This window comes from Arthrobacter sp. Leaf337 (assembly GCF_001423745.1).
GTDB lineage: Bacteria > Actinomycetota > Actinomycetes > Actinomycetales > Micrococcaceae > Arthrobacter.
The window spans coordinates 16608-41813 of the sequence record NZ_LMPC01000006.1 but is presented as its reverse complement, the minus strand read 5'-3'; the positions used below and the strand labels follow the sequence as shown (position 1 = coordinate 41813).

The 25206-nt window shown below is 66.2% G+C and carries 24 protein-coding genes and 2 pseudogenes; 16 read left to right on the top strand and 10 right to left on the bottom strand.

The annotated features are described in order from the left end of the window. The first annotated feature begins 30 nt into the window (after nucleotides 1-30). Nucleotides 31-303 carry a DNA gyrase subunit A gene (locus ASF98_RS06455; RefSeq protein WP_055799151.1) on the top strand — a complete coding sequence of 91 codons (273 nt, stop codon included), beginning with the start codon at nucleotides 31-33 and terminating at the stop codon, nucleotides 301-303. A 66-nt stretch (nucleotides 304-369) separates the two neighbouring features. On the opposite strand, the gene ASF98_RS06450 is transcribed toward ASF98_RS06455, so the two are convergent. After that, nucleotides 370-1158, bottom strand: coding sequence for a GntR family transcriptional regulator (locus tag ASF98_RS06450; protein ID WP_055799148.1), 789 nt, complete (start codon nucleotides 1156-1158; stop codon nucleotides 370-372). 240 nt (nucleotides 1159-1398) lie between these two features. On the opposite strand from ASF98_RS06450, the gene ASF98_RS25010 reads away from it, so the two are divergent. The 3 genes and pseudogenes from ASF98_RS25010 to ASF98_RS06445 all read left to right on the top strand — a co-directional run bounded on the left by ASF98_RS25010 (nucleotide 1399) and on the right by ASF98_RS06445 (nucleotide 4432). Further along, nucleotides 1399-1524 carry a hypothetical protein gene (locus tag ASF98_RS25010; RefSeq protein WP_268760417.1) on the top strand — a complete coding sequence of 42 codons (126 nt, stop codon included), beginning with the start codon at nucleotides 1399-1401 and terminating at the stop codon, nucleotides 1522-1524. Next, nucleotides 1521-1688: a hypothetical protein gene (locus ASF98_RS24060; protein WP_156372317.1), complete on the top strand. Its 168-nt coding sequence runs from the start codon at nucleotides 1521-1523 to the stop codon at nucleotides 1686-1688. The genes ASF98_RS25010 and ASF98_RS24060 overlap by 4 nt, the downstream gene beginning before the upstream one ends. Nucleotides 1689-1983: 295 nt before the next feature. Further along, nucleotides 1984-4432 (top strand): annotated as a pseudogene (locus ASF98_RS06445) (ATP-dependent Clp protease ATP-binding subunit). Here ASF98_RS06445 and ASF98_RS06440 read toward each other — a convergent pair. The 3 genes and pseudogenes from ASF98_RS06440 to pdxA form a co-directional block, all read right to left on the bottom strand. After that, a pseudogene (locus tag ASF98_RS06440) lies at nucleotides 4429-4863 on the bottom strand (DeoR/GlpR family DNA-binding transcription regulator); the annotation flags it as partial. The pseudogenes ASF98_RS06445 and ASF98_RS06440 sit on opposite strands and share 4 nt — an antisense overlap. Nucleotide 4864: 1 nt before the next feature. Continuing rightward, nucleotides 4865-5339, bottom strand: a 475-nt coding sequence (locus ASF98_RS06435) for a DeoR/GlpR family DNA-binding transcription regulator (RefSeq protein ID WP_156372328.1), incomplete at its 3' end; no start/stop codon positions are given. 64 nt (nucleotides 5340-5403) lie between these two features. Beyond that, a complete protein-coding gene (gene pdxA, locus ASF98_RS06430; protein ID WP_055799145.1) occupies nucleotides 5404-7785 on the bottom strand; it encodes a 4-hydroxythreonine-4-phosphate dehydrogenase PdxA in 2382 nt (793 codons plus the stop codon). Nucleotides 7786-7970: 185 nt separating this feature from the next. On the opposite strand from pdxA, the gene ASF98_RS06425 reads away from it, so the two are divergent. Genes ASF98_RS06425 through ASF98_RS06385 form a run of 9 tightly spaced genes read left to right on the top strand, consistent with a single transcriptional unit; the run spans nucleotide 7971 to nucleotide 16933 of the window. Next, entirely contained in the window at nucleotides 7971-9545 is a 1575-nt protein-coding gene (locus tag ASF98_RS06425; RefSeq protein WP_055799142.1) for an ABC transporter substrate-binding protein, read from the top strand. Nucleotides 9546-9548: 3 nt separating this feature from the next. Beyond that, nucleotides 9549-10484, top strand: a complete 936-nt coding sequence (locus ASF98_RS06420) for an ABC transporter permease (protein WP_055799139.1) — start codon at nucleotides 9549-9551, stop codon at nucleotides 10482-10484. After that, a complete protein-coding gene (locus ASF98_RS06415) occupies nucleotides 10481-11413 on the top strand; it encodes an ABC transporter permease (RefSeq protein ID WP_055799136.1) in 933 nt (310 codons plus the stop codon). Before ASF98_RS06420 ends, ASF98_RS06415 begins: the two co-directional genes overlap by 4 nt. Nucleotide 11414: 1 nt before the next feature. Beyond that, nucleotides 11415-12287, top strand: a complete 873-nt coding sequence (locus ASF98_RS06410; RefSeq protein ID WP_055799133.1) for an ABC transporter ATP-binding protein — start codon at nucleotides 11415-11417, stop codon at nucleotides 12285-12287. Beyond that, nucleotides 12284-13117, top strand: coding sequence for an ATP-binding cassette domain-containing protein (locus ASF98_RS06405; protein WP_055799131.1), 834 nt, complete (start codon nucleotides 12284-12286; stop codon nucleotides 13115-13117). Before ASF98_RS06410 ends, ASF98_RS06405 begins: the two co-directional genes overlap by 4 nt. A 57-nt stretch (nucleotides 13118-13174) precedes the next feature. Further along, on the top strand, nucleotides 13175-14164 hold the full coding sequence (locus tag ASF98_RS06400; protein WP_055799128.1) for an aldo/keto reductase: 990 nt from the start codon (nucleotides 13175-13177) through the stop codon (nucleotides 14162-14164). A gap of 45 nt (nucleotides 14165-14209) precedes the next feature. After that, nucleotides 14210-15013, top strand: a complete 804-nt coding sequence (locus tag ASF98_RS06395; protein WP_055799126.1) for an HpcH/HpaI aldolase family protein — start codon at nucleotides 14210-14212, stop codon at nucleotides 15011-15013. Nucleotides 15014-15017: 4 nt separating this feature from the next. Further along, nucleotides 15018-16262, top strand: coding sequence for a sialidase family protein (locus ASF98_RS06390; RefSeq protein WP_055799123.1), 1245 nt, complete (start codon nucleotides 15018-15020; stop codon nucleotides 16260-16262). Beyond that, nucleotides 16259-16933 (top strand): SDR family NAD(P)-dependent oxidoreductase, encoded by a 675-nt coding sequence (locus tag ASF98_RS06385; protein WP_055799120.1) that lies wholly within the window; start codon nucleotides 16259-16261, stop codon nucleotides 16931-16933. Before ASF98_RS06390 ends, ASF98_RS06385 begins: the two co-directional genes overlap by 4 nt. On the opposite strand, the gene ASF98_RS06380 is transcribed toward ASF98_RS06385, so the two are convergent. The 4 genes from ASF98_RS06380 to ASF98_RS06365 all read right to left on the bottom strand — a co-directional run bounded on the left by ASF98_RS06380 (nucleotide 16930) and on the right by ASF98_RS06365 (nucleotide 20656). Continuing rightward, nucleotides 16930-17196, bottom strand: a complete 267-nt coding sequence (locus tag ASF98_RS06380; protein WP_156372316.1) for a hypothetical protein — start codon at nucleotides 17194-17196, stop codon at nucleotides 16930-16932. The two genes, ASF98_RS06385 and ASF98_RS06380, sit on opposite strands and share 4 nt — an antisense overlap. A gap of 8 nt (nucleotides 17197-17204) precedes the next feature. After that, complete coding sequence (locus ASF98_RS06375; protein ID WP_082506739.1) at nucleotides 17205-18290, bottom strand: C2 family cysteine protease; 1086 nt, start codon at nucleotides 18288-18290, stop codon at nucleotides 17205-17207. A 56-nt stretch (nucleotides 18291-18346) separates the two neighbouring features. Continuing rightward, entirely contained in the window at nucleotides 18347-18892 is a 546-nt protein-coding gene (locus tag ASF98_RS06370) for a hypothetical protein (RefSeq protein ID WP_235505631.1), read from the bottom strand. Between the two features lie 177 nt (nucleotides 18893-19069). After that, a complete protein-coding gene (locus ASF98_RS06365) occupies nucleotides 19070-20656 on the bottom strand; it encodes an alkaline phosphatase D family protein (protein ID WP_055799110.1) in 1587 nt (528 codons plus the stop codon). Between the two features lie 287 nt (nucleotides 20657-20943). Between ASF98_RS06365 and ASF98_RS06360 the strand changes: the two genes are divergently transcribed. From ASF98_RS06360 to ASF98_RS06350, 3 genes are all read left to right on the top strand, one after another. After that, nucleotides 20944-21681, top strand: coding sequence for a hypothetical protein (locus ASF98_RS06360; RefSeq protein ID WP_055799107.1), 738 nt, complete (start codon nucleotides 20944-20946; stop codon nucleotides 21679-21681). Nucleotides 21682-21743: 62 nt separating this feature from the next. Beyond that, nucleotides 21744-22634: an alpha/beta fold hydrolase gene (locus ASF98_RS06355; RefSeq protein WP_055799454.1), complete on the top strand. Its 891-nt coding sequence runs from the start codon at nucleotides 21744-21746 to the stop codon at nucleotides 22632-22634. A 316-nt stretch (nucleotides 22635-22950) separates the two neighbouring features. Next, nucleotides 22951-23799 carry an esterase/lipase family protein gene (locus tag ASF98_RS06350; protein WP_055799104.1) on the top strand — a complete coding sequence of 283 codons (849 nt, stop codon included), beginning with the start codon at nucleotides 22951-22953 and terminating at the stop codon, nucleotides 23797-23799. 67 nt (nucleotides 23800-23866) lie between these two features. On the opposite strand, the gene ASF98_RS06345 is transcribed toward ASF98_RS06350, so the two are convergent. Further along, nucleotides 23867-24271 carry a hypothetical protein gene (locus ASF98_RS06345; protein WP_055799101.1) on the bottom strand — a complete coding sequence of 135 codons (405 nt, stop codon included), beginning with the start codon at nucleotides 24269-24271 and terminating at the stop codon, nucleotides 23867-23869. A 6-nt stretch (nucleotides 24272-24277) separates the two neighbouring features. After that, complete coding sequence (locus ASF98_RS06340) at nucleotides 24278-25003, bottom strand: hemerythrin domain-containing protein (RefSeq protein WP_055799098.1); 726 nt, start codon at nucleotides 25001-25003, stop codon at nucleotides 24278-24280. Nucleotides 25004-25206: the final 203 nt, after the last annotated feature.

Below are 25206 nucleotides of genomic sequence, written 5' to 3'. Positions count from 1 at the left end.
TAATGACTTCCGCCGTGCAAGAATCGCCGCATGGATGAAGATGAGCGGCAGACAAGGCAGGAATTGATGATCCTTGACGCCCTGGTACAGGCCATGGATCGGCGTGACGAGGTCTTCCAGATAATTGAGGATTCAGAGGACGCGGACGAGGCAAGGCGTCGGGTGGGTCAGCTATTGGGTGTGGGAGAGTTGGGCAGCCGGGCAGTCCTCGACCTGCAGGTTAGAAGACTCACCCGGGACCAGCGTCAGGCGCTCGCTTCCCGTGCAGAAGAGCTTAGATCAAGCTTGCCTGATGGCCGCTGAGGAATCCGGGGGTCTCCGTCGATCAAGAGCTTCAGGGCGGCCCGCAGTTGTTTGGGCTAGCTCGCGTCAGGACTGGAGTGACTGCATCACGGAAAGGTGTCCGGCGCGTGCCGCGATGAGGCACTTGGCCAGATAGAAGGGCCGGTTCGCGTGCCTGACGTACTGCGTCAGCACGAGGACCGGATCAGGTGCACGCAGGTCCAGCAGCTTGGCCCGGCTTGGGCCCACCTGGCTCAGACTGATCTGGCATTCGCCGGGCCCGAGGACCCGGCCGAAGCGGTTGTTCAGGCCGGCAAGCAGGGAGCTGCCGCCGTCGTCGTCGATTTCCAACGGCGCGGCGGCAGCGGAACTGCTGCCGAGGCTGACCGGCCCGGCGGAGATGTTTTCCTGAAGGTGCGCGATGGCTTCACCGTCGCGGATCAGGACCGACTCCCAGAACCAGCAGTCGGCTCCGGGCTCGACGCCCACGCCGGGGGCGACGAATTCGGAGGCGGGCTGCCGCTGCCGCTGGATGCGTTTGATTTCGATGTGCTGCCCGGGGCCGCCGAGGACTTCCTCGAAGGGGCGGATCCGCTCGATGCCGATGCGGGGGAGGGTGTCGGCGACGAACCGGCCGACGCCGCGGCGGGCCCGGATGAGGCCGTCCTCTTCGAGTAGCATCAGCGCTTCGCGGACCACGGTGCGGCTGACTTTCATGTCCGCGCCTAGTTCCGTTTCAGTGGGGAGCATCGAGCCGGGCGTCAGCAGGCTGTTGCGGATGGCCTCGGCGATCCGGGAGTACACGGCAACCCGGAGCGGCGAGCCGGGCTGGGCCTCCACCGGCTGGGACAGGAACCTGGCGGCGTCCTCGTGCACGTTATTCCTCGCTTAGTGATCTTCGGGAATTCCAGCGTACGACACGTGTGACTTGTTTGTTGGACAAGCCCTACGGATCGATGTACAGGCGCCTCCACTGAGGAAAGGTGCCCGCTCAATGTCGTGTTCGGCCGGGCCAAGGCTGCCGCCGACAAGACCTTCGCCTATCTTGCCTGAAACTTTCGCGGATCTTGCCTGGACGGGATGACCATCAATTCATAACCGGAAGGAGTGAGCATCATGGTTAACGAAAAAGAATTGCTGGGTTGGGTTTCCCCGCGCAAACAGCGGGAAATCGACAACCAGGCGGCATTTCTTCGCTATCTGCTGGAGCGCGAAGAGGCGCAAGTGGGCGGGACATCATGAACGATTACGTTCGCCGTCCTCGTGAACCGTATGACGCGTATTTGGTCATCAAACGCGACCTCGCGAACATCATCGCCAAATACACCGACAGGGGCGACCATGAAATTGCCGCGGTCTACAAGGAAGCACTTGCCCGTTACGCCGTCGGAACCGACCACCGGTGAAGCCGGGTCCTTGTAGACCACCTTGAGATCATTGGCCCAGTTCCGGTGCACGTCGCCCGTCGCGCTCGGCGACGAACACCTGCTGGCCCAGGACGTCCCATCGCTGCGTCCTGCAGGGGCTGCTATTGCGGCAGAAAATCGCTCGCCGTGAAGTGCCGGATAGCCGGCGACAGACTTGCCTCTTGCCTGGAAGGTCACGGAGCCTGGCTCGCTGTATCCTGCCTCCGGCGAACACCCCATAAGGGCCTCCGGCAACGTAGCATCAGAGTAAGCGGTAGCCAGGAGTGTGGCGAAAATGTTTGAGCGATTTACGGACCGGGCCCGACGCGCCGTGGTCCTTGCCCAAGAAGAGGCACGCACGCTGAACCACAATTACATCGGTACCGAACACATCCTCTTGGGCCTGATCCATGAGGGTGAAGGCGTTGCCGCCAAAGCTCTGGAGTCCCTGGGCATATCGCTCGAAGGCGTCCGCGAGCAGGTGCAGGAGATTCTCGGCCCGGGCCAGCCGTCCCCGGCCGGCCACATCCCCTTCACGCCGCGTGCCAAGAAGGTGCTGGAGCTCGCACTCCGTGAAGCCCTGCAACTGGGCCACAACTACATCGGCACGGAGCACATCCTGCTCGGCCTCGTCCATGAGGGTGAGGGCGTTGCCGCCCAGGTCCTCGTCAAACTCGGGGCCGACCTCACCCGGGTCCGCCAGCAGGTCATCCAGCTGCTCTCCAGCTACCAGGGCAAAGAAACCACCGGTGCGGGCGAGGGCGCCGGCCGGCCGGAAGGCACCCCTGCCGGCTCCGTGGTCCTGGACCAGTTCGGCCGCAACCTGACCCAGGCCGCCCGCGAGAACAAGCGTCCTTTCCCGGCGCACCAAGAACAACCCCGTCCTCATCGGCGAACCCGGTGTCGGCAAGACCGCCGTCGTCGAAGGACTCGCCCAGGCGATCGTCCGTGGCGATGTCCCTGAGACTCTCAGGGACAAGCAGATCTATACCCTGGATCTGGGCTCCGTGGTGGCCGGCTCAAAGTACCGCGGTGACTTCGAAGAGCGGCTGAAGAAGGTCCTCAAGGAGATCCGCACCCGCGGGGACATTCTTTTGTTCATTGACGAGATCCATACGCTGGTGGGTGCGGGTGCCGCCGAGGGTGCGATCGATGCGGCCTCGATCCTGAAGCCGTTACTGGCGCGAGGCGAGCTCCAGACCATCGGTGCCACCACCCTTGACGACTACCGCAGGCACATCGAGAAGGATGCCGCGCTGGAGCGCCGCTTCCAGCCGATCCAGGTCAAGGAACCCTCCGTGGCGCACGCCATCGAGATTCTCAAGGGCCTGCGTGACCGCTACGAGGCGCACCACCGCGTGACCATCACCGACGGCGCGCTGGTCGCCGCGGCGAACCTCTCGGAGCGTTACATCTCGGACCGCTTCCTGCCGGATAAGGCGATCGACCTCATTGATGAAGCCGGCGCACGCCTGCGCATCCGCCGGATGACAGCCCCGCCGGAGCTGAAGGCCATGGCTGAGACGATCGCCGACGTCAGGACGGCGAAGGAGTCCGCGATTGACGCCCAGGACTACGAGGGCGCCGCTTCCCTGCGCGACAAGGAGCAGAAGCTCGTAGCGCAGCGTAGAGAGAAGGAACGCCGGTGGAAGGCGGGCGGCATGGACGACATCTCCGAAGTCAATGAGGAACTGATCGCCGAGGTGCTGGCGAATTCCACCGGCATCCCGGTGTTCAAGCTGACCGAGGAAGAATCCAGCCGTTTGCTGAAGATGGAAGACGAGCTGCACCAGCGCGTCGTGGGCCAAAATGAGGCCATTGGGTCGGTTTCGCGGGCTATCCGCCGCACCCGTGCCGGCCTGAAGGACCCGAAGCGTCCCGGCGGTTCGTTCATCTTCGCGGGCCCCACCGGCGTGGGCAAGACCGAGCTCGCCAAGGCCCTCGCCGAGTTCCTGTTCGGCGAAGAAGACTCATTGATCACCCTGGACATGTCCGAATACTCCGAGAAACACACCGTGTCGCGCCTCTTCGGTGCCCCTCCGGGCTACGTCGGCTACGACGAGGGCGGACAGCTGACCGAAAAAGTCCGCCGCCGTCCGTTCTCCGTGGTCCTGTTCGACGAAGTGGAAAAGGCCCACGCGGACCTCTTCAACTCACTCCTGCAGATTCTGGAAGACGGCCGCCTGACCGATAGCCATGGCCGGGTGGTGGACTTCAAGAACACCGTGATCATCATGACCACCAACCTTGGAACGCGGGACATTTCCAAGAGCGTTGCCACCGGCTTCCAGTCAGGCACGGACACGCAAACCGGCTACAACCGGATGCGCGCCCGCGTCACCGAAGAGCTCAAGCAGCACTTCCGCCCCGAGTTCCTCAACCGCGTAGACGACGTTGTGGTCTTCCCCCAGCTGACCCAGAACGAGATCATCCAGATCGTGAACCTGATGATCGGCCGACTGGAGAAGCGCCTGGCAGACAAGAACATGGGCATCGAGCTCACCGCCGCCGCCAAGGTGCTCCTGGCCACCCGCGGCTACGACCCCGCCATGGGAGCCCGCCCGCTGCGCCGCACCATCCAGCGCGAAATCGAAAACCAGCTCTCCGAAAAGATCCTCTTCGGCGAAATACACGAGGGCGACGTCGTAGTGGTGGATGTGGACGGCGAAGGCGACAACGCCAGGTTCACCTTCATCGGAAATACCAAACCTCGGATCCCCGACGAACTGCCCGCCGCGAGCTAAGGCTCAACCACCGGTCCGCCGCGCACAGCAGCCACCTCAACCTCAACCCCGGCCTCCCGGAACTTGTTCAACTCGGTCGGATCGGCGCCGTCGTCCGTCACCAGCGTCCAGGGCAGCGCCAGCCGCGCCCACGCGTGGAACGGCCGAAGCCCAAGCTTGGACGAATCTGCCAAGACGTACACCTCACGGCCGCGCCGGGCCATGAGCTCCTTGAGCCGGGTCTGGGCGTGGTCGGCCTCGCAGATGCCGTCCTCGGCGGTGACGGCATCGGCGCCCAGGAACACCCGGTCGAAGCTCATCCGCTCCAGCGCCGCCTCGGCCAGCGGTCCCACAAAACTTTGCGAAAGGCTCCGCAGCCGGCCGCCCAGGCAGTCCACCTCGATGCCCTCCGAATCCGCCAGCTCCTGCATGGCTGGCTGCACCGCGCCCGCNCCTCGGCCAGCGGTCCCACAAAACTTTGCGAAAGGCTCCGCAGCCGGCCGCCCAGGCAGTCCACCTCGATGCCCTCCGAATCCGCCAGCTCCTGCATGGTGTTGATGCCCGGCGTGGTCACGGACAGCTTCTCGAAGCCGCGCAGCTCGTGCGCCAGGGCACCCACGGTGGAGCCGGCGTCGAGCAGGATGTTCTCCCCGGGCCGGATCACCGACGCCGCCCAGCGGGCGATCGCGTGCTTCTGCTCAAACGCCTCACCCGTGCGCTGCCGCAGCGACGCCTCCGGATGCGCACCCAGCGCCATCGCCCCGCCGTAGGTGCGGGCCAGCCGGCCTTGCCCGTTCAGCAGTGCCAGGTCCCGGCGGATGGTGGAGGCCGTCACCTCGAACCGTGCGGACAGTTCCTCCACGGACGCCAGGCCGGTGGTGACGGCAAGGTGGTAGATCTCCTCGCGCCTGGCATTTGCGCTCAGCATTCCCGGTCTCCTTCGCGTGGGCGTGGTTACCATGCTAGTTCCGGCCCCCACTAAACCAGTGCTGCTACACGGCCACGCTGGGCCGCGTGGCCATCTCCGCCGCCTGGTGCAGCGCCTCCACCATGCTGCGCGGATCCGCGATGGCCTTGCCGGCAATGTCAAAGGCGGTGCCGTGGTCCACGGACGTCCGGATCACCGGCAGGCCCACCGTGATGTTCACCCCGGCCTCAATGCCCAGCACCTTCACCGGCCCGTGCCCCTGATCGTGGTACATGGCCACCACCAGGTCGTAATCGCCCCGGCCGGCCAGGAAGAACAGCGTATCCGCGGGCAGCGGGCCCGTGACGTCGATCCCGGCAGCCTGCGCAGCCTTCACGCCCGGTTCGATCTTCTCCGCTTCCTCGCCCTGGCCGAACAGCCCGTTCTCGCCGGCGTGCGGGTTGATGGCGCAGACGCCGATCTTCGGGTTCGGAATGCCCGCACGGACCAGCGCCTCATGCCCGCGGCGGATGGTGCGCTCCACCAGGTCCGGGTTGATCTTGCGGATCGCGTCCATCAGCCCGATGTGCGTGGTCACGTGGATCACCCGGATCTTGGGGGTGGAGAGCATCATGGACACTTCCTCCGTGCCCGTCAGCTGCGCCAGCAGCTCGGTGTGCCCGGGGAAGATGTGCCCTGCGGCGTGCAGCGCCTCCTTGTTCAGCGGCGCCGTGCAGATGGCCTGCACCCGCCCGGCCATGGCCAGCTCGCTGGCCACCCGGATGTACTCGTACGCGGCATGGCCGGCCACGGGGGAGAGCTGCCCCCACGCCAGGTCCTCCGGCAGCAGCGCCAGGTCGATCACGTTCACCCGGCCCGGCGTGAACACCGCGTCCTCCACGTTCTCGATCACCTGGATGTCCGCCTCGATGCCCAGGATGTCCGCGGCCTGGCGCAGGCGCAACGCGTCGCCGATCACCACGGGCCGGCACTCGGCGTTGCTCTGCGGATCCAGCACGGCGGCCACCACCACCTCCGGCCCCACCCCGGCGCCGTCGCCCATGGTGACGGCCACGATGGGAAGGGCGTTCTGCTCGGTCTTGCTCGTTGCGGTTGTCATGTCTGCTCCAGATCGTTCGGAAGTCTTGCTGGGAAGGGTGTTGGCGGGAGCATGCGCGGATGGGCCGCGGCGCTCCCGGATTTTCTCGTAAAGCTGTAGGAGGGCCAGGTCATCGCCGAAGCTGCCGGGCTTGGTGCCCACCAGCGTTCCGTCCTCGGCGCGGCTGAGCACCGCCCCGTGCTGCACGGCCGCGAGCGGCACCAGCCGGTGGAGGCCGACGGCGTCCAGGACTTCCCGGGCCGTCTCGCCTCCCGTGAGGATCAGGTCAGCGTTTGTCCCCTTGGCCGCGTCGGCTGCGAAGGCGGAAAGCGCCTGGACGATGCCGGCGGCTTTCGCCGGGTCCACTTTTCCTGCCGCCAGGGTGACGGCCACGTTGCTGCCTGCTGCCAGGGCGTGACGGACTTCGGCCAGTTCCGGTTGGTACGCGCCGGTGGCACCGGCGTACAGCGGGTGCAGCCGGACCACGGTGAAACCCTGCGCTTCCAGCTGCGCCAGTTGCGCCTGCGCCGTTCCGGAAGCGGAGCCGACGACGGCGAGCACCGGCCTGGTGCTTCCCTGCGGTTCCGCGGTGGCTGCGTCAGCCCGCGCCCCGGATTGCGCATTTCGCGCAAGTTGGGTAGCCAGCCGCTGCGCGAGAACGTCAGCCGTCCCGCCGGTACCCACGAGCACCACACGCCGTCCGCCTGCGGTGAAGCCGAGCTCCAGCAGTGCATCCACCACGTGTTCCAGGTCCTGCACGGTTTCGCCATCAGCCACGACCAGCGCGGGCTGGCCGGATTCCAGCAGGCCGGCGAGCTTCTCGCTGACCGACCCTGACCGCACGGCGGCCAGGTCCAAGGTCCGCGCCGAGTCCGGGTCCGCCGGGCGGAGAAGGGAAGGAATATCAGCCGGCGGCGCTGACAGTTCCGCGTGCCAGAGATCGGTCTGCGCCAGGGGAGTCCCGGTAACGAACGGCTGCCCGTTCCGGACCGAGCGCTGCAGCTGGGGGAGCGCTCCGGCAATAACGGCGTGGTAGCCAAGCCCAGTCAGCGCGGCAACTTCGGCCCGGACGTTCCCGCGCCACAGCGAGTCGATCTTCTTGAAGAACACATGTGCGCCCGAGGCGGAAGGACCAGAGAAAGCCTCCGCCATCAACACTTCGGCGGCGGCTTCAGCAAGTCCGCGCGAGTGGGTATCGGTGACCACAACGTCGGTGACGTGCCCCGCGGAGGAGGCATCGCCGTCGTACGTTGCCTGATTGGTGCCTGTTCCGAGCAGGACCTGCGCGGACAGCCCATGCTGCACAAAGCAGTAGCCAACCTCGGCGGCGCCGGAGAAATCGTCGGCCTGCACATATACGGAAGCCACATTGCTCCTCTCACGCAGTAGTCGGCTGGACCCCCGCCAGGTGCGGGGATGCATTCATTCTGACACGATTGCGCGAATCGCGCTAGCAGGGTTGCGCAAATTGCGCAGGAGTGGCAAAGTGATGGAGACAACATTCGGCGCAGCCAAACCGGCAGGCCGTCCCCGTTCAAACCGAGAGGTCAACGATGACCGTTCTTCCTCAAGGAAGTGAGATTTCCCGCCGCAGGCTGCTGCAGTTCGGCGCCGCGGCAGGGTTTCTGCTGGGCACAGGCAGCCTCGCCGGCTGCGCCGGCCCCACCGGCCTGCCGGGACCCAGCACCCTGACCCTGGCCCTCAACCGGTCCCTGGTCAGCCTGGACAACAAGCTCAACCAGTTCGACGCCGCCGTCACCGTGCAGCGCTCCGTCCGCCAGGGCCTCACCGCCATCGGCCCCGAAACCAAGCCCGTCCTGGTCCTCGCGGACCGCTTCGAGATGACCGGCCCCACCGAGTGGACCGTCCGGCTCCGCGAAGGCATCCGCTACTCGGACGGCAGCCCCGTCAAGATCGAGGACGTGGCCACCGCCCTGAAGATGTACCAGCAGGTGCAGGGCTCCTTCGTGGCCGGCTTCTTCCCCGAATTCCCCGCCGTGGTGCCGGTGGATGAGCGCACCTTCAAGATGGTGTCCAAGAAGCCCGTCCCCATCCTGGACTCACTGATGAGCATGATCCTGATAACCCCCGCCGCGCAGAACAAGCCGGAGGAACTGCAGGAAGGCCTGGGCACCGGACCGTACGTGGTCACCAAGTTCAACCGCGGCGCCGGCACCTACAGCCTGGCCCGCAACCAGAACTACTGGGGCCCGGCACCGCAGGTGGACAACGTGGAAGTCCGCTTCCTCCCGGAGGAATCCAGCCGCGTCATCGCGCTGCGCAGCGGCGAGGTGGACATCATCGACTCCATCACCCCCGACTCGCGCGAGCAACTCGCCGGACTTCCCGGCGTCGAACTTAAAGAGGCCTCCAGCCTCCGGCTGAACCAGATCTTCTACAACTTCCGCAAGCCCGCCGGCCACCCGCTGGCCGACGTCCGCGTCCGCGAGGCCCTCAGCTGGGCCATCGACGGCGAGGCGCTGGTGAAGGACGTGCTGGTGGACTCCGTCAGCGCGGCCGAAGGCGTCACCCCGTCCAGCCTCACCGGCTACCACAAGACGGGCACCTACACCTACGATCCGGCGAAGGCCAAGGCCCGGCTCGCGGAACTCGGCGTCAAGGACCTCACCCTGAAGATCATCTGGGAAACCGGCGAGTTCGCCTCCGACACCTCCGTGATGGAGGCCCTGGTGGAGATGTTCGGCGCCATCGGCGTGAAAACCGAACTCCAGCAGTTCGAACCCGGCGGCAACATCCTGGCCTGGCGCCAGGGCAAGCAGGGCGACTGGGACCTGCTGGGCAACGGCTTCAGCAGCCCCACCGGCCTGGCCATCACCATGATGCAGGGCATGTACGCCGGCACCCCGGAAAAGGAAAAGACCCGCGACACCTACCAGGGCTACGTGATCCCCGAGGTGCAGGCCAAGATCCAGGCCGCCTCCTCCGAGGTGGACCCGGCCCGCCGGCAGGAACTGATGGCCGTGGCACAGCAGGCCATCTGGGACACCTGGCCCTGCGCCTGGGCGTTCGTGCCCAAATCCGTCCTGGCCCACCGGGACCGGGTGTCCGGGATCAACCTGGCACCCACCAACTCCTACCCGCTCGTTGATGCACGGCTGGAGGCCTAAGCCATGACGAACTACATCCTGAAGCGCCTGGGACAGGGCCTGCTGACCGTGTTCCTTACGGTGTCCACCGTCTTTGTCCTCATCCGCATGGCCCCGGGCGATCCCGCCGTCTCCTACGCCGGACCGCTGGCCACCACCGAACAGCTCGACGCCGTCCGGGAACAGTTCGGCCTGAACAAGCCGGTGCTGGAGCAGTACTGGATCTTCCTGCAGCAGCTGTTCACCGGCAACCTGGGCCAGTCCTACTCCTTCCAGGCCCCCGCCCTGCAGGTGGTGGCCGAGCGGATGCCCTACACGCTGACCCTGGCCACCGCCTCCATCCTGCTCACCGCCGTGGTGGCCATTCCGCTGGGCGTGTGGATGTCCCGCCGGCCGGACACCGGCAAGGAACTCGGCGTGAACGTGCTGACCATCGCCGGGCAGTCCATGCCGGACTTCTGGACTGGCATCATGCTCCTCACCGGCTTCGCCGTGCTGATTCCGATCTTCCCGGCCTCCGGCTTCGCCACCTGGGGCGGGCTGGTGCTCCCCACCGTCACCATCGCCATCCTGCAGATCGCCTTGATCTCCCGGATGGTCCGGCGGGAAATGACCGCCAACTTTGCCGCCCCGTACCTCACGGTGGCCCGTTCCCGCGGCGTCAAGAACTCCGTGCTGACGTGGCGCTACGCCATGGGCAACTCCGCCATCCCCGTCTTCACCGCCCTGGGCACCCGCTTCGCCGCCATGCTCAACGGCGTGGTGGTGGTGGAAGTGGTGTTCGCCTGGCCCGGCGTCGGCTCCCTGATCGTCCGGGCACTGGAAACCCGCGACTACCCCCTCATCCAGGCAACGGTCCTCCTGACCGCGCTGCTGGCCGTGGGCGTCCAGCTGCTCATCGACCTCGCCTACCCGCTTCTTGATCCCCGCGTTCGTCTTGGAAAGGCGGCAACAGCATGAGCCTCAGCGACACCGCAACCGCCGGAATCCCGGCCGGGCAGCCGGCCCGGCAGCCCAGCCCCAGCGCCGTCACCAAGGCGGACATCGCCAAGGCAGGCGCCACCCGCCGTCGTAATGCCGCCAAATGGAAGCTCATCGTGGGCACCGTCTGCACCCTGCTGGTGATCATCCCGATCATCCTGGCCCAGGTGCTGCCGCTGCCGGACGCCAACTTCCAGGACCTCTCCGCCCGGCGCCTGCCGCCGTTCACGGACGGGCACCTGTTCGGCACCGACCAGCTGGGCCGCGACCTGCTTTCCCGGGTGCTGCACGGCGGCCAGGTCTCGCTGACCATCGGCGTGCTGGCCGTGCTGGTCTCCGGCGCCATCGGCATCATCCTCGGCGCGGCCGCCGGCTACTTCGGCGGCTGGGTAGACACCATCGTCTCCCGCCTCCTCGAAGCCCAGATGTCCCTGCCGCTGCTCATGATGCTGCTGCTGGTGGTGGCCCTGTTCGGCCCCTCCATCCCGGTGATCACCTTCGTGATCGCCATCGCCCAATGGCCCGAAGTTGCCCGCCTCACACGCTCCATGGTGCTGGTGGAACGCGAAAAGCCGTACGTTTCCGCCGCCCGGATCCTGGGCCTGCACCGGATCCAGATCCTGATCCAGCACATCATCCCCAACGTCATCAAGCAGGCCACCCTGGTGGTTCTCCTCCTGCTGGCCCAGGCCGTGCTGCTCGAATCCGCGCTCAGCTTCCTGGGCGCCGGACCGCAGCGCCCCTTCGCCACCTGGGGCCGCATCATCTCCGACGGCCAGGACTACATCACCACCTCCTGGTGGATGGTCACCCTGCCCGGCCTGGTGATCGTGCTCATGGTGGTGGGCGTGAACCTGCTGGGCGACGGCCTCCGCGACCGTCCCCGCCGCAAGAAGAAGGGTGCCTGACATGACCGCACAACCTACTTTCACCGAGCAGCCGCTCCTGGAGGTCCGCGACTTCCAGGTGGAACTGATCACCGACGCCGGCATCATCCGCGCCGTCGACTCCGTCAGCTTCAGCATCCACCGGGGCGAGACGGTCACCATCATCGGTGAGTCCGGTTCCGGTAAATCGACGACGGCGATGGGCATCCTCCGCCTGCTGCCCGAGGACCTGGCGGTGCTGTCCGGCACCGTGCTGATCGACGGCGTCGACGTCACCGCCGACCCCAAGGCGATCGACAAGGTGCGCGGCAAGACCCTGGCGCTGATCCCGCAGGACCCCATGACGGCGCTCAGCCCGGTCCACTCGATCGGCAGCCAGCTCTTCGAGGCCATCCGGATCGCCGGCGCCGCGTCCGCCAAGGACAAGGGCGCCTTGCAGGCCCGGGCCGTCCGGCTGCTGGAGCAGGTGCACATCCCCACCCCGGAGAAGCAGCTGAAGAAGTACCCGCACCAGCTCTCCGGCGGCATGCTACAGCGCGTGCTCATCGCCATCGCCCTGGCCAGCGAGCCGCAGCTGCTGGTGGCGGACGAGCCGACGTCGGCCCTGGACGTCACCGTGCAGGGCGGCATCCTGGACCTGCTCCTGGAACTGCAGGAACAGCGCGGCATCGGCATCCTGATGATCACGCACGACCTCGGCGTGGCCCGGCTCATCTCGGACCGCATCCACGTGATGAAGGACGGCTCCTTTGTGGAGTCCGGCGACGTCCAGCAGATCGTGGACCACCCCGCCACCGAGTACACCCGTGCCCTGCTGGCCGCCGTGCCCGTCCTGGGCCCGTGGGACGAAACCCCCGCAGCCACACCCCTGACCACAACTGGAGCAAAGCCATGACGAAGCCGTTCCTCGCCGTCGAAAACCTCGTGGTGGACTACCACGTGCCCGGCGGCACCTTCCGGGCCGTCGACGACGTGTCCTTCTCCGTGGACAAAGGCAAGACGATCGCCGTCGTGGGTGAATCCGGCTGCGGAAAATCCACCATCGCCAAGGCGCTGATGCGGCTGGTCACCCCCACCAGCGGGCGCATCGAGCTGGACGGAACGGACATCGCCGCCATGAGCGAGGCCAAGCTGCGGCCGCTGCGTTCCAAGTTCCAGATGGTGTTCCAGGACCCGTACGGGTCCCTGGACCCGCACATGACGGCCCAGGAAATCGTGGCCGAGCCGCTGAAGCTGCAGGGCGTCCGGTCCAAGGCCGAGCGGCACAAGGCTGCCGCCACCCTCATCGACCAGGTGGGCCTGCCCGTCAAGTCCCTGGACAAGCACCCCTCCGAGTTCTCCGGCGGCCAGCGCCAGCGGATCGGGATCGCCCGGGCGCTCGCGTCCAAGCCCGAACTGCTGGTCTGCGACGAAGCCACCAGCGCGCTGGACGTCTCCGTGCAGGCCCAGGTGCTGCGGCTGCTCAAGTCCATCCAGGACGAAACCGGAATCACGTACGTTTTCATCTCGCACAACCTTGGCGTGGTGCAGGAAATCAGCGATACGGTCATGGTGATGCAGCGCGGCAAGCTGGTTGAACACGGCTCCACCGCGTCCGTCCTGACCGCCCCCAAGGAGGACTACACCCGGAAACTCCGCCGCGCCGCGCTGGACCCCTCCACCATGACGGGCCTCAAGCCGCGGCACCTGGTCCGCTCCCTGGCCCTCAGCGGGCAATCGAACTGAGCCCAGGCCTGACCCCTTCCGTACTTTCTGACAAACGCAACCGCAAGGAATCAACGCATGAGCAAGCAGCCCGAAGGCGCCCAGGTGGACGGCCTGAAACTTCCCATCTCCCGGCTTGTCCTGGGGACCATGACGTTCGGCGACACCGTCGATGAGTCCACCGCGGGGCGGATGGTGGAGGAAGCGCTCGACGCCGGCATCACCACGATCGATACCGCCAACGCTTACGTCGGGGGAACCACCGAGGAAATGCTCTCCCGCCTCCTCAAGGGGCGGCGCGGCGACGTCATTCTCGCCTCCAAGGCCGGTATGCCGCACCCGGACCACGGCCAGCACTCGCCGTTGTCCCCGGCCGGGCTGCGTAACAGCGTGGAAGGCAGCCTCCGCCGGCTCGGCGTGGACAGCATCGACCTGTTCTACCTGCACCAGCCGGACCGCGTCACACCCCTGCACGACACCCTGGCCACGGTGGCCGAGCTGTTTGCCGAAGGGAAGATAGGGGCCCTGGGCGTCTCCAACTTCGCCGCCTGGCAGATTGCCGATGTGATCCACACGGCGCGTGAAGTGGGAGCCCCGCGCCCTGTCGTCGCGCAGCAGCTGTACAACCTGGTGGCCCGCCGGGTGGAAGAGGAGTACCTCGAATTCGCCGCCTCCCACAACGTGCACACCATGGTCTACAACCCGCTGGGCGGCGGCCTGCTCACCGGCAAGCACAGCTTCGACGCCAAGCCCACCGAGGGCCGCTACGGCGACTCCAAGCTGGCCGCCATGTACACCCAGCGCTACTGGGACCGGCAGCTCTTCGTCGCCATCGAGGAGCTCTCCGGCATCGCTGACGGTGCGGGGATCACGCTGGCCGAGTTGTCGCTGCGCTGGCTGGCCTACCGCGACGGCGTGGGCTCGATGCTGCTGGGCGGCTCCAAGGTGGAACAGCTCCAGGCCAACATCGCCGCCGTCGCCAACGGGCCGCTTCCCGCCGACGTCGTGGAAGCCTGCGACGCCGTGGGCACCGAACTCCGCGGCCCCATGCCCGCCTACAACCGCTGACACTTACTTGCTTCCTGAACCGATCACCGAAACTGAAGGACTCTGATGACATCCGAACTGGCCCTCGAATTCGCCCGCAAGATCCGCGCCCGGGAACAGGCAGTGGGCTACTGGGCCGTGCTGGACGCGCCGGTGGCCACCGAACGCATCGGCCGGCTGGGCTATGACTACGTGGCCCTGGACGCCCAGCACGGACTGCTCGGCTACTCGGGCGTGCTGAACGGACTGATGGCCATCGACGCCGGGCACACCGCCGTCGGCATGGTCCGGGTGGAGGACAACAACCTGACGGCCATCGGCAAGGCGCTGGACGCCGGCGCCGTGGGCGTCATCGTGCCGCTGGTCAACACGGCCGCGGACGCCGCCGCCGCGGTGGCCGCCGCCAAGTACCCGCCCATGGGCGGCCGCTCCTACGGGCCCATGCGCTCGGCACTGCGCATCGGGCCGAAGCCGGCGGACTCCAACGCCGCCACCCTGGTGTTCGCCATGATCGAGACGCCGGACGGCCTGGCCAACGTCAAGGAAATCTGCGCCACCCCCGGCCTGGATGGCATCTACGTGGGGCCGTCGGACCTGGCCATCGCGGTGGGCGGGGCCTTCCCGGGGGACCCGGCCATCGAAACCGAATTCAACGCCGCACTGGAGACCATCGCCGAGGCCGCCGCGTCCGCGGGCATCGCCGCCGGCATCCACACCCCGGCGGGGGAGGTGGCGGCCCAACGGCTGCGCCAGGGCTACACCTTCACCACCATCGCCTCGGACCTGACGCACCTGGAACAGATCGCCAAGGCCCACCTCGACGCCGCCCGCTCCGACGCCACCTCCGATGCCGGAACCAAGGAGAGCTGACCCGATGCAGAACACCACCACGGACGACTACAGCACCATCACTCCGGACGGGGCCGTAAAGCGGGCCGACGGCGCAGACTTCGCCTACCTCCCGGCGCCCACCGTGCAGAGCCACGCCGCCAACCTGCTCACCCTGCCGGACGGCCGGCTGGGCTGCGTCTGGTTCGGCGGCACCCAGGAAGGCGTGCCGGACATCTCCATCTGGTTCTCCACGCTGGAGCCCGGCAGCAGCCAGTGGTCCGAACCGCAGCAGCTCTCCGACGATTCCACCCGCTCCGAGCAGAACCCCATCCTGTTCAACGCGCCGAATGGCCTGCTCTGGCTGCTGTACACCGCGCAGAAGGCGGGCAACCAGGACACCGCCGAGGTCCGCCGTCGTACGTCCGCGGACGGCGGCCGCACCTGGGGTGAGGTGGAGACGCTGTTCCCCGCGAACGAAACCGGCGGCGTGTTCGTCCGCCAGCTCCCGGTGGTGCTGCCCTCCGGCCGCCTGATCGTGCCGATCTTCCGCTGCATCACCACGCCGGGGGAGAAATGGGTGGGCAACAGCGACGACAGCGCCGTGATGATCTCCGACGACGCCGGCTCCACCTGGAGCGAGCACGTCCTGCCGGGGAGCCTGGGCTGCGTGCACATGAACATCCAGCCGGTGGCCGACGGCTCGCTGCTGGCCCTGTTCCGCAGCCGCTGGGCCGACTCGATCTACGAATCCCGCTCCACCGACGACGGTTCCACCTGGAGCGAGCCGCTCCCCACCGAACTGCCCAACAACAACTCCTCCATCCAGTTCACCGCGCTCGCGGACGGGCGCCTCGCCCTGGTGTACAACCACAGCCGGGCGGAGGAGAACACCGAGCGAAGGCTTTCCCTCTACGACGAGATCGACGACGACGGCCTGGCCGAGGAACAGGGCCAGCTGGCTGAGCCGGACGCTGCAGCTTTCTCCGAGGACGACGGCGTCAAGCGCGCCTTCTGGGGCACACCGCGCTCGCCGATGACCCTCGCGATCTCCGAGGACTCGGGCCGGTCATGGCCGGTCCGGCGGAACCTGGATGTGGGGGACGGGTACTGCCTGTCCAACAATTCCCGCGACGGGCTCAACCGCGAATACTCGTACCCGTCCATCCACCAGGGGCCGGACGGTTCCTTGAACATCGCGTACACGTACTTCCGGCAGGCCATCAAGTTCGTCCGGGTGGACCCGCAGTGGGCGTACGAGGGCACCACCACCCCGGGCGGGGACGAATGACCAAGCACGCTGTTGTTACCGGCTGCAGCTCGGGCATCGGGTTGGCCATTACCCGCCGGCTGCTCGCCGACGGGTGGGCCGTGACCGGGCTGAGCAGGAGCTCCACCTCCCTGGACGGGAAGTTCGAATGGCTGCAGGCCGACCTGTCGGAGCCCGAGTCCCTGGCGGACGCCGTGGCGCCGCTGCGGCCGGCTGATGCCCTGGTGCACGCCGCCGGATTCCAGCGGACCGCTCCCTTGGGTTCTCTTGACCCGTCTGCGCTGGCGGGCATGTTCGCCGTCCACGTGGCGGCGGCCAGTGCGCTGGCCAACGCTTTGGTACCGTCCATGCCCGACGGCGGCAGGGTGCTGCTGCTAGGCAGCCGCACCTCGACGGGGATGCCGGGCAAGAGCCATTACGCTGCGACGAAGGCTGCCTTGATGGGGCTGGGACGGACATGGGCGCAGGAACTCGCGCCGCGGGGGATCACAGTCAACGTGCTCTCGCCGGGCCCGACCGACACCCCGATGCTGAACGACCCCGGCCGGGCAGCCACCCCGGTGCGGATGCCGGCGCTCGGTGCCCTGGTGGACCCGGACGACGTGGCCGCCCTGGCCGCGTTCCTGCTGGGGCCGCACGGCAAGTCCATCACCGGGCAGAACTACGTGATCTGCGGCGGCGCCTCCCTCTAACCCCTGCCGGCGTCGTAGGCCAGGACAGCCGACGCCGGAGTGTTGCCGTCGGCAGGCTGAATGGAATCGAACCGCAAGGTTCCTGCGCCGGGCAGGGCCACCGAGTGGCCCTCGCGGAAGGCCTGCTTGCGCTCCTGCTCCGCGGTCCGTATCCAGACCTGGATTGCCGGGGCGCCGTCAGCCACGCCGATCTTGACGATTCCCACCTGGACACCGCCGAACGTGGGCTGCATGCCCTGTTTGACTGTTACGAGCTGTTCCACGGCCATCCTCACTTCGTATCCACGGAGTACACGGAATCGAAGTTTTCCTTGTACTCGTCCTCGGTCAGTTCCAGGGTCCCCGCCTTGCGGTCGTCGTCGCCACTCATGAAGCCGCCGGACGGTCCCCACGGGTTGGCCAGAACCACTACCTTCTCGCCGTCATCGTTGGTTTTCACCTCAACCACAACGTACGCGTGATTGGGAACGACGTCGGTGCGGTTGACTTCGTCGGACTCCCAGACCCAGTCAAAATCGTCGTCCCTGGTGTCTTCGGTGCCCACGGACACAGCCTGGCCGCCGGCGAGCTTGTCCTCGATCTCAGCCAGGTCCAGTTCGCCGTCCTTGTCCGCAGACCTACCAGTCATCAGCTCCATCGCTTCGTGGCTGAATCCGCCGTCGATGTCTTCATAGGAACCGCCCCGGTGCTCCGCCGCGGCGCGTTCGTAGATTGACAGCCAGTTGGGCTCGCCATCTGCACCCCGGACGCCGCCGTCGGTGGACTTGGCTTCGACCGTGACTTCGACAGGCTTGCCGTCTTCGTAAAGGGTTACCACCCAGTGCTCGGGCGGATCACCCACGGGGCGCATGTGTTCGGCGAGGAATTCATCAAGTTTGCCTTCCCGTTCCAGGGTCTGGGCAACCGAGCCTATGCCTGCCAGGAGCCAGCAGTCACCGATTTGTCCCTGCCGGATATCGCGGGGATCGCCGGCATCCGGGTCCTCGCGGACGTCGCCGGGCACGTCGACGTCGGGGCGTTCCGGGTCCAACGGCCCTGGATCCCCGGGAGGGTTCGAGTCCGGATTTCCTGAACTTTCAGACTCAGTTGCTCCCGTGCTGGCCCGATCCTGCTGGTCCGCATTGCGGGCCAGTTCCTGTGCCTGGTTTTGGAGTTCGCCGGAAACGCGTTTGAGCGTTGGCCAGTGTTCCGAGTGCCAGGCGGCCCGGAACGCGGCGGCGTCACGCCCTTCCCACGGTGCCCGGGAAAGCAGCTGGCCCAGTTCCGTGGACAACGAGTTCACTTTGTCGGAATGCTGCGACATCGTTTTTGCGAGTGCCCGCAACTGTTCAATGTCGGCGCCATAAAATCCAGGCATCCGCCCGTCCCCCTTTTAGATAACGTCAAGCCGTAGTGGTTGTTTGTCTGTCGCCGTCAGTTTGGTGGGATCTCGTCCGCGCTGCACGTAGGGGAATCTACCGGGACGCTGATGCGCAGGTAGGCCGGGCTCTTTGATTCGATCGTCAGGGTGGCACCGGCGGCGTCCGTGCTGCGGGCAACCACCCAGCCCCCGGGAACTGCGTCCGTTCCATCGAAGGCAGGGAATCCGTGCTGCGTCAGAACGGGGTCACCAGCGGCGAAAATGTCAGCGAACTGGTTGGACGGCTCCACCACGTCGGCGCTGCTCTTCATGGTTTGCGGGTAGAGCATGCATCTGCCGTCCTTCAGCCTGGCCAAGGTGGCCGGCTTGTCCACGGTCCAGCTGATGTCCGGCATCTTCGCTTCCAGCGCCGCAATCAGCTCTGCACGCAGGGCATCGTACTTGGCGAAGCTTTCCGCCACTGGTGCGGGGGCCTCGGTGACCGGCGCGGAACTGCTTGTTACCACGTTGGGCTGCTGCGGTGCCGTGCAGCCAGCCATGAGGGTTGTCCCGAGGATCATAAGTGCCGCCCGGACGCCGGACATCAGCTGCGGTTGCATTCGGCCGTTCATTTTCCCCCAGTTCTGATGACGGGCTTCGGCTGACCGGCCCACAGGGAATGCTGTCACACCTGCGCCGCGCCTTGCCATGGGGACAACAACCCGTCGGGAAAGTGGGCGGACGACGGCGGGCACGCGCCCGCCGTCGTCCGCCTCCTTGGTGCAGGGGTTCTTCGGCTACCGTGCCTGCAGCCCCGGCACGCCGTCCTGGATCGCGAACGACGCCTTCGTGGAAACGGGGGCGCCCGGCGTCGTGACGTAGTCCAGGGTGCGGAAGTCCGCGGTCAACGCGTCCTTGGTGATGCGAGTGTTCACGTAGCCACGGTTGTCGTTGTAGAACTTCAGGTGCGGGTTCCAGGGCATTACCGGGTCCACCGTTGATCCGGTTCCGTTGCCAGTGGAGGTGATGGAGGTGCAGACCAGTTCGGAGCCGACCACGGGGGAGGAGGGGTCCTTATAGTCCACCTTGACGTCGTTGGCCCAGTTGCGGTGCACGTCGCCGGTGAGGACGACGGCGTTGCGGACGTTCGCGTCCACCCAGCCCTGGGTAATGCGGCGGCGGGAGGCGGCGTAGCCGTCCCACCCGTCCATGGAGACGTCGTCGATCTCGGGCGCGGCGTTCCGGTCCTTTTCGGCGAAGAAGACCTGCTGACCCAGGATGTCCCAGCGCTGGGTGGAGTTCCTGAACCCGTCCAGCAGCCACTTCTCCTGCTCCGCGCCGGTGATGGTGCGGTCCTCGGCGAGGCGTTCTGTGACGTTCTTCTTCCAGCCGTCGCCGGCAAGCTGGTCGTCCCGGTACTGCCGGGTGTCCATCATGTGGAAGTTGGCCAGCTGGCCCCACTGCAAGGTCCGGTAGATCTTCATGTCGGCACCCGCCGGCACCGAGGAGGCCCGCAGGGGCATGTTCTCGTAGTACGCCTGGAACGCGGCGGCACGGCGCTGCCGGAAGTGCTCGGTGGTGTCGTTCAGCTGCCCGGCGTCGGTGTTCTCAGGGACATCGTCCGCCCAGTTGTTGTCCACCTCGTGGTCATCCCAGACCACCAGCCAGGGTGCGATCGCGTGCGCGGACTGCAGGTCGGCGTCGGCCTTGTACTGCGCGTGCCGCTGCCGGTAGCCGGCCAGGCTGGTGGTCTCGGGGCCCTCATGGTCGCGCGGGTTGCCGCCGCCGATCACGTAGCTGCCCTTCTTGTACTCATACAGGTAATCGCCCAAATGCAGCACCAGGTCCGGGTGGTCCTGCGCCAGCCGGGAGTACGCGGTGAAGTAGCCGTGCTCGAACTGCGCGCAGCTGGCGAACGCCATGGCCAGCGCCGCCGGCGTCTCGTGCAGCGCCGGGCTGGTGAGGGTGCGTCCCACCGGGCTGATGTGCTTGCCGGCGCGGAACCGGTAGAAGTATTCCCGCCCGGGCCGCAGGCCCTTGAGTTCGACGTGCACCGAGTGGGCGGTTTCAATCCGGGCGTGCTCGACGCCGCGGGCTACTACAGTGCGCATGCTTGCGTCTTCAGCCACTTCCCACGCCACCGCGACGTTGCGGGAGGGCATGCCGCCCAGACCGTCCTCCGCTACGGGGTCAACGGCCAGACGGGTCCAGATCACGAAGCCGTCCGGCCACGGCTCGCCGGAAGCGATGCCGAGCATGAACGGATCGGTGCGGAGACCGGCGTCGTCCGCGGTTGACGTAGCGAACGCTGCACCCGGCAGGGCGGCCACGAGGCCGGCCCCAAGGCTGGCGGAAAGAAGGGATCTGCGTGAGATGTTATCCATGCATTCGACCGTAGGGAGGCTGGTTGGACAGGTTCTGAGGGAGATATGAATGGGCGGTTAACTGCGTGACAAGGATTGTCGAGGTGGCTTTGGTCCGGAGTTACTCGTTGTCATTACCACTACCGCGTCCGGGTTGCGGTTCCGCAGAGGTATCTTTGGGCAGGGGGGCCGTACCGGTCAAGTCCTACACCGGTGTCGGAGTTTGCCCGCGGCACGGCCGAGCAGCAGCACGTCTCCGGTGTCAGCGTCGACAGTGATGTCGTCACCATGACTGAGGAGAGTGACTGGTGAGCAACGCCAGCGAATGGACTGCCACGCTCAAGGCATTCCACGAGAAACAACTGGACCGTCCCCGCCGGGTGTACCGGCTCGGCCGCACCAAGGTCCTCTTTTCGGGTGGCCACGCCGCTTGCACCGTGGGTGCGGCAGTAGCGGCATCAGCGTTGGATTTTTCCAACTGGGCGTTTTGGATTGCCATCGCTATCGGCTTTTTCGTGGGAAAGTTCTTCTTCCCGGTCCCTCGCAGCAGCGTAGCGAGCCGCTATGGTTCCAAGGAGCTGGCCAGGAAATCTCCCGGCGACCTGGACTACATGACGCCGGCGGAGATCCGGGCCTACCAGTACAACGCCCAGTTCATCCAAAAGGGCGTTACCCCGTTGGCGCTGGGGACGGAAGAAGCCCTTGGCCGCCAGTCCGAGGCGGTCAGGACGGTGTCCCAAGCCGCGGGCGCTGACTCGGGGTTGTTGGCTCACCGTTCCCTCGCGGATGTCAGGGAGTACGGGCGTACTGCCGACCGTCACGATCTGCTTGAGCGCCGATGGCGCCAATACGAGATGGACCCTCAATTGCAGTTCGATTTTCCCGCCATGACTGATGCCTCCCTCCCGACAACCTCGGCAATGATCCGGGCTAGGCACACCGCTGGTCAAGAAAGAACCACAGGCAACCCGGCGGACTACAAGCTGGCTGTGGACAGGTTTTCGCAGACTCTGGCAGCAGCGGAACAGGCGGCCGGCGTTCCGTAGCCGTTTGCTCTTCCACCATAAAGTGGTGACAGGGCCGGCCCATGGGTAATACCTTGGGTTTCATGCCAGGCACAGTCGCGGCCATGCCGCAGCTCGACGGTGTGACCCACCGGTGGATCGACGTGCGCGGGTTAAACATGCATATCGCGGAGGCCGGGAACGGGGAGCCGGTTTTCCTGCTCCATGGATTCCCGCAGCACTGGTGGGAGTGGCGCGGCGTCATTCCCCGCCTGGCCGAGCACTACCGGGTGATTGCCGTAGACCAGCGCGGCTTCGGCTGGACCGATGCACCTGCGGACGGCTATAACGCCCGGACCCTCATCGAAGACATCGTCCTGCTCATGGGGGAGCTGGATATCCCGCGGGCGCGATTTCTCACCCATGACTGGGGTTCCGTTGTTGCCCAGCTCCTGGCCATGGAACGGCCCGATCTGGTTGAGGCGCTCGTTGTCACGGGTACCCCTGACATGCACATCAGGCCGAACGCCAGGCTGCTGGGGCTCTTCCCCAAGCTTTGGCACGCCTTCGCGCTCGCTGCTCCAATAATCGGTCCGCGTCTCCAGCGGAACGATAAGTTCACGCGGCACCTCTTCACGGCCTTCGAGCCTGCAGGCGGAGTGGCGGAGGAGGACATGGAGCTCTACGGGGTTGGGATGGCCCAGCCCGAGAGGGCGCGGGCAGGCTCAGCCCTCTACCGCGGCACGATCCTCCCGGCGTTCATGGCCATCATTTTCGGGGCGTACGCCAAGCGCGACTTCACGGTGCCGACCCTCGCCCTCATCGGTGCCAGGGAGCCGTCCGCGACTCTTCAGGAGATGGGCCACCGGCCCGGGCACGGGGGCAACGTGACCACGGAGATCCTTCCCGGCGAGGGCCACTTCCTCGCAGACCACCGACCTGAGCTGATTGCCGACAAGGCTCTGCGGTTCTTCGCGCTGCGGCCGGACCGGTAGATGGCGGGCGGATAACGGCCTGCCATCTGTGAACGGATTTTGCTGGAGATGCACGTTTGTGCACAGTCCCATGAGAGCTCTCTCAAGGGCTAAGTGCAGGCGAAACAGCTACTGACCAGTAACAACATTCCAATTTGGGCTGTTTGCGGCGGGGGAGAGTGCTCCGCCTTGTGATGCTTTTTTGGCGCACGTTCGTGCAGCCCGGCCCAGGTGGAACGGCAGTGCTGCCTAGCATGGAAACCCGGCCGATGCGTGATGGCCCCTAACGACCATCACCGCCGGCCGCCCCCGCTGACACGTAAACAAAGAGGTTTCTATGTCACTGCTATCCAAAGCTCTGTCCATCGCCGCAGCCGCCGTCCTTGCCGGGTCCCTCACGGTTACTCCAGCCCAAGCGGGCACCCTGGACGTTGCCCCGCCGGGAGCCAACGACTGGTCCTGCAAACCAACCGCTGAGCATCCGTATCCGGTCATCCTGGTGCCTGGAACGTTTGAGAGCATGGCGAAGAACTGGTCCACCTTGTCGCCGTACCTCAAGAGCGCCGGGTACTGCGTCTTCGCCCTCAACTACGGCGAGACGAACGGCGTATACGCCACCGCCCCGGTTGCCGACTCCGCGCAGGAACTTGCCCCGTTCGTGGACGCGGTGCGTGCTGCCACCGGCGCCAAGAAGGTGGATCTTGTGGGCCACAGCCAGGGCGGAATGATGCCCCGCTACTACATGGGCTTCCTCGGCGGTGCCAAGAACGTCAATAAGCTCATTGGCATCGCACCCTCCAACCACGGCACCGAGGGCGTCATCGTCCCGCCGCCGGGCTTTGTACAGGATCCGGACTACACCGGCCTGGGCTGTGCCGCCTGCGCCGACCAGCAGGCGGGCTCGGCATTCATGCAGAAGCTCAACTCTATCGGCGACACCGTGGCAGGACCGTCGTACACCGTCATCTCAACGGTCCACGACGAAGTGGTCATTCCTTACAACAGCCAGTTCCTGAGCGGCGCGGCACAACAGGTCACGAACATCACCGTCCAGGACAAGTGCCCGGCCGATCTCTTCGAGCACGACCAGACGCCGAACGACCCGGTGGTTCACCAGATTGTGGCCCATGCACTTGGCAAGCCTTCGGGTCCTGCAGACCCGGCCTATCAGCCCGCCTGCATCTAGCAGTCGGCTGAACCACGTACTAACGACGGCGGCCGGCAGCAAAGCCGGCCGCCCGCCGTCGTCATGACTACTTGGGGGAGTTCAGGGCGTCGAACCGCTCCTGCCAGAGGGCCAGTTCCCGGTCCACGTCCCGCCTGCGCGACGGGGTCCACCTGGGCCAGATGTCAGATTTGGTGGTGGTCCCGGCCGCGGCCTGCTCGGGGGCGGGAGGAGTGTTGCGCCTGGAGCTGGCAGCGGTTTTCGGCGGCGGGCTCGGCCCGGAAGGCCCCCGGGCCGAGTTCCGCGTGGACTGCCCGCGGGGCACGCTCCGCTTGGAGTTGGCAGCTGTCTTCCGCCCGGTGAGCCGGTGCATAACCTCCTCAAGGCCGACGAGGAGACCGAGCACGCTCCAGATAACACCTAGCAGGACCGAGACCACGACGAGTGCTGCAATCCAAAACAGGATCCCGATTAAGGGGACTAGGAAAATCATCGTCTTTTAGAGTGTGGCGGGAATCGTGCGCCCCGGGAAGAGCGTGGAGTACTGCCGCCGATACATCCTGCGCCCCACGAGACGGTAAGCAAGACGGACCGGCGGAGGGATCTCCTTGAACAGCTCCTTCCGGTCTGCGGGAGGGTTCGTGGCAAGCACCATGCCGAGGTAGGCGACCATGAACTTCTTGTCGAACTGCTCGATCCCGTGCTGGCCAACTCCGTTCATTTCCTTCTCGTCCATCACCCTGTCCACAGCGGGCATTACCTCAGTGACCTCGCGGCGCAGGTGCATTTTGAGGACTGCGGACAGGTCCTCGTAGCGCGTGGCGAGTTCCTCACCGGCCTCTGTGTCAGCCGTCTCCATCCATCGGAGGCGGATTGGCTCGATTCCCTCAAGCCGTTGTGTGACCTGCCGGTGCTGCTCGAGCATCTGCGCAACGTGCAACGCGCACGCCGGTGCTCGCTCCGTCAGTCGCGGATACATCAGCAGGTCCTCGCCCTCGTGGTGGATATGCAGCACCTTGTCGAAGTTGCCGAGTACTTCGCCCACGTAGGCGGCGCGGGAGGTGTCACCGGCCGCTGCGGAACGTACAAGGCCCGGTGCCTCGTCATAGGCCCAAAGGAAAAAGCGGTGGATGCGCCGCATGGCCGCCGTCCCGGTGCAAAGAACGGGCCCAGGTGGTAGCGGAGCTGCGGTCTCGCCGGGCTGCATAGTGAAGAAGTCAGTCATTGGGTGGCCCCTAACGGCAATCAAGCGAAACCAGGACCTCTCCCCGGCAGCATCGTATCGCCCGCCGTCATACCGAACAATGGCCAGGCCGCCTAGTTTCGCCGGGGGTGCTTAACCCGTCCGGCCGGGTGAGCGTGCCTTGACGTCGGACTAAAGTCCCTGTTTTGGAGGGCGGTTCCGGCGTAGGTTGAAACTGGGCTCCG

What these genes read in the sequence shown, in the direction of transcription:
- ASF98_RS06455 (WP_055799151.1), top strand. Translation starts at nt 31, where the DNA reads ATGGATGAAGATGAGCGGCAGACAAGGCAGGAATTGATGATCCTTGAC.
- ASF98_RS25010 (WP_268760417.1), top strand. Translation starts at nt 1,399, where the DNA reads ATGGTTAACGAAAAAGAATTGCTGGGTTGGGTTTCCCCGCGCAAACAG.
- ASF98_RS24060 (WP_156372317.1), top strand. Translation starts at nt 1,521, where the DNA reads ATGAACGATTACGTTCGCCGTCCTCGTGAACCGTATGACGCGTATTTG.
- ASF98_RS06425 (WP_055799142.1), top strand. Translation starts at nt 7,971, where the DNA reads ATGACCGTTCTTCCTCAAGGAAGTGAGATTTCCCGCCGCAGGCTGCTG.
- ASF98_RS06420 (WP_055799139.1), top strand. Translation starts at nt 9,549, where the DNA reads ATGACGAACTACATCCTGAAGCGCCTGGGACAGGGCCTGCTGACCGTG.
- ASF98_RS06415 (WP_055799136.1), top strand. Translation starts at nt 10,481, where the DNA reads ATGAGCCTCAGCGACACCGCAACCGCCGGAATCCCGGCCGGGCAGCCG.
- ASF98_RS06410 (WP_055799133.1), top strand. Translation starts at nt 11,415, where the DNA reads ATGACCGCACAACCTACTTTCACCGAGCAGCCGCTCCTGGAGGTCCGC.
- ASF98_RS06405 (WP_055799131.1), top strand. Translation starts at nt 12,284, where the DNA reads ATGACGAAGCCGTTCCTCGCCGTCGAAAACCTCGTGGTGGACTACCAC.
- ASF98_RS06400 (WP_055799128.1), top strand. Translation starts at nt 13,175, where the DNA reads ATGAGCAAGCAGCCCGAAGGCGCCCAGGTGGACGGCCTGAAACTTCCC.
- ASF98_RS06395 (WP_055799126.1), top strand. Translation starts at nt 14,210, where the DNA reads ATGACATCCGAACTGGCCCTCGAATTCGCCCGCAAGATCCGCGCCCGG.
- ASF98_RS06390 (WP_055799123.1), top strand. Translation starts at nt 15,018, where the DNA reads ATGCAGAACACCACCACGGACGACTACAGCACCATCACTCCGGACGGG.
- ASF98_RS06385 (WP_055799120.1), top strand. Translation starts at nt 16,259, where the DNA reads ATGACCAAGCACGCTGTTGTTACCGGCTGCAGCTCGGGCATCGGGTTG.
- ASF98_RS06375 (WP_082506739.1), bottom strand. Translation starts at nt 18,290, where the DNA reads ATGCCTGGATTTTATGGCGCCGACATTGAACAGTTGCGGGCACTCGCA.
- ASF98_RS06370 (WP_235505631.1), bottom strand. Translation starts at nt 18,892, where the DNA reads ATGCAACCGCAGCTGATGTCCGGCGTCCGGGCGGCACTTATGATCCTC.
- ASF98_RS06365 (WP_055799110.1), bottom strand. Translation starts at nt 20,656, where the DNA reads ATGGATAACATCTCACGCAGATCCCTTCTTTCCGCCAGCCTTGGGGCC.
- ASF98_RS06355 (WP_055799454.1), top strand. Translation starts at nt 21,744, where the DNA reads ATGCCAGGCACAGTCGCGGCCATGCCGCAGCTCGACGGTGTGACCCAC.
- ASF98_RS06350 (WP_055799104.1), top strand. Translation starts at nt 22,951, where the DNA reads ATGTCACTGCTATCCAAAGCTCTGTCCATCGCCGCAGCCGCCGTCCTT.
- ASF98_RS06345 (WP_055799101.1), bottom strand. Translation starts at nt 24,271, where the DNA reads ATGATTTTCCTAGTCCCCTTAATCGGGATCCTGTTTTGGATTGCAGCA.
- ASF98_RS06340 (WP_055799098.1), bottom strand. Translation starts at nt 25,003, where the DNA reads ATGACTGACTTCTTCACTATGCAGCCCGGCGAGACCGCAGCTCCGCTA.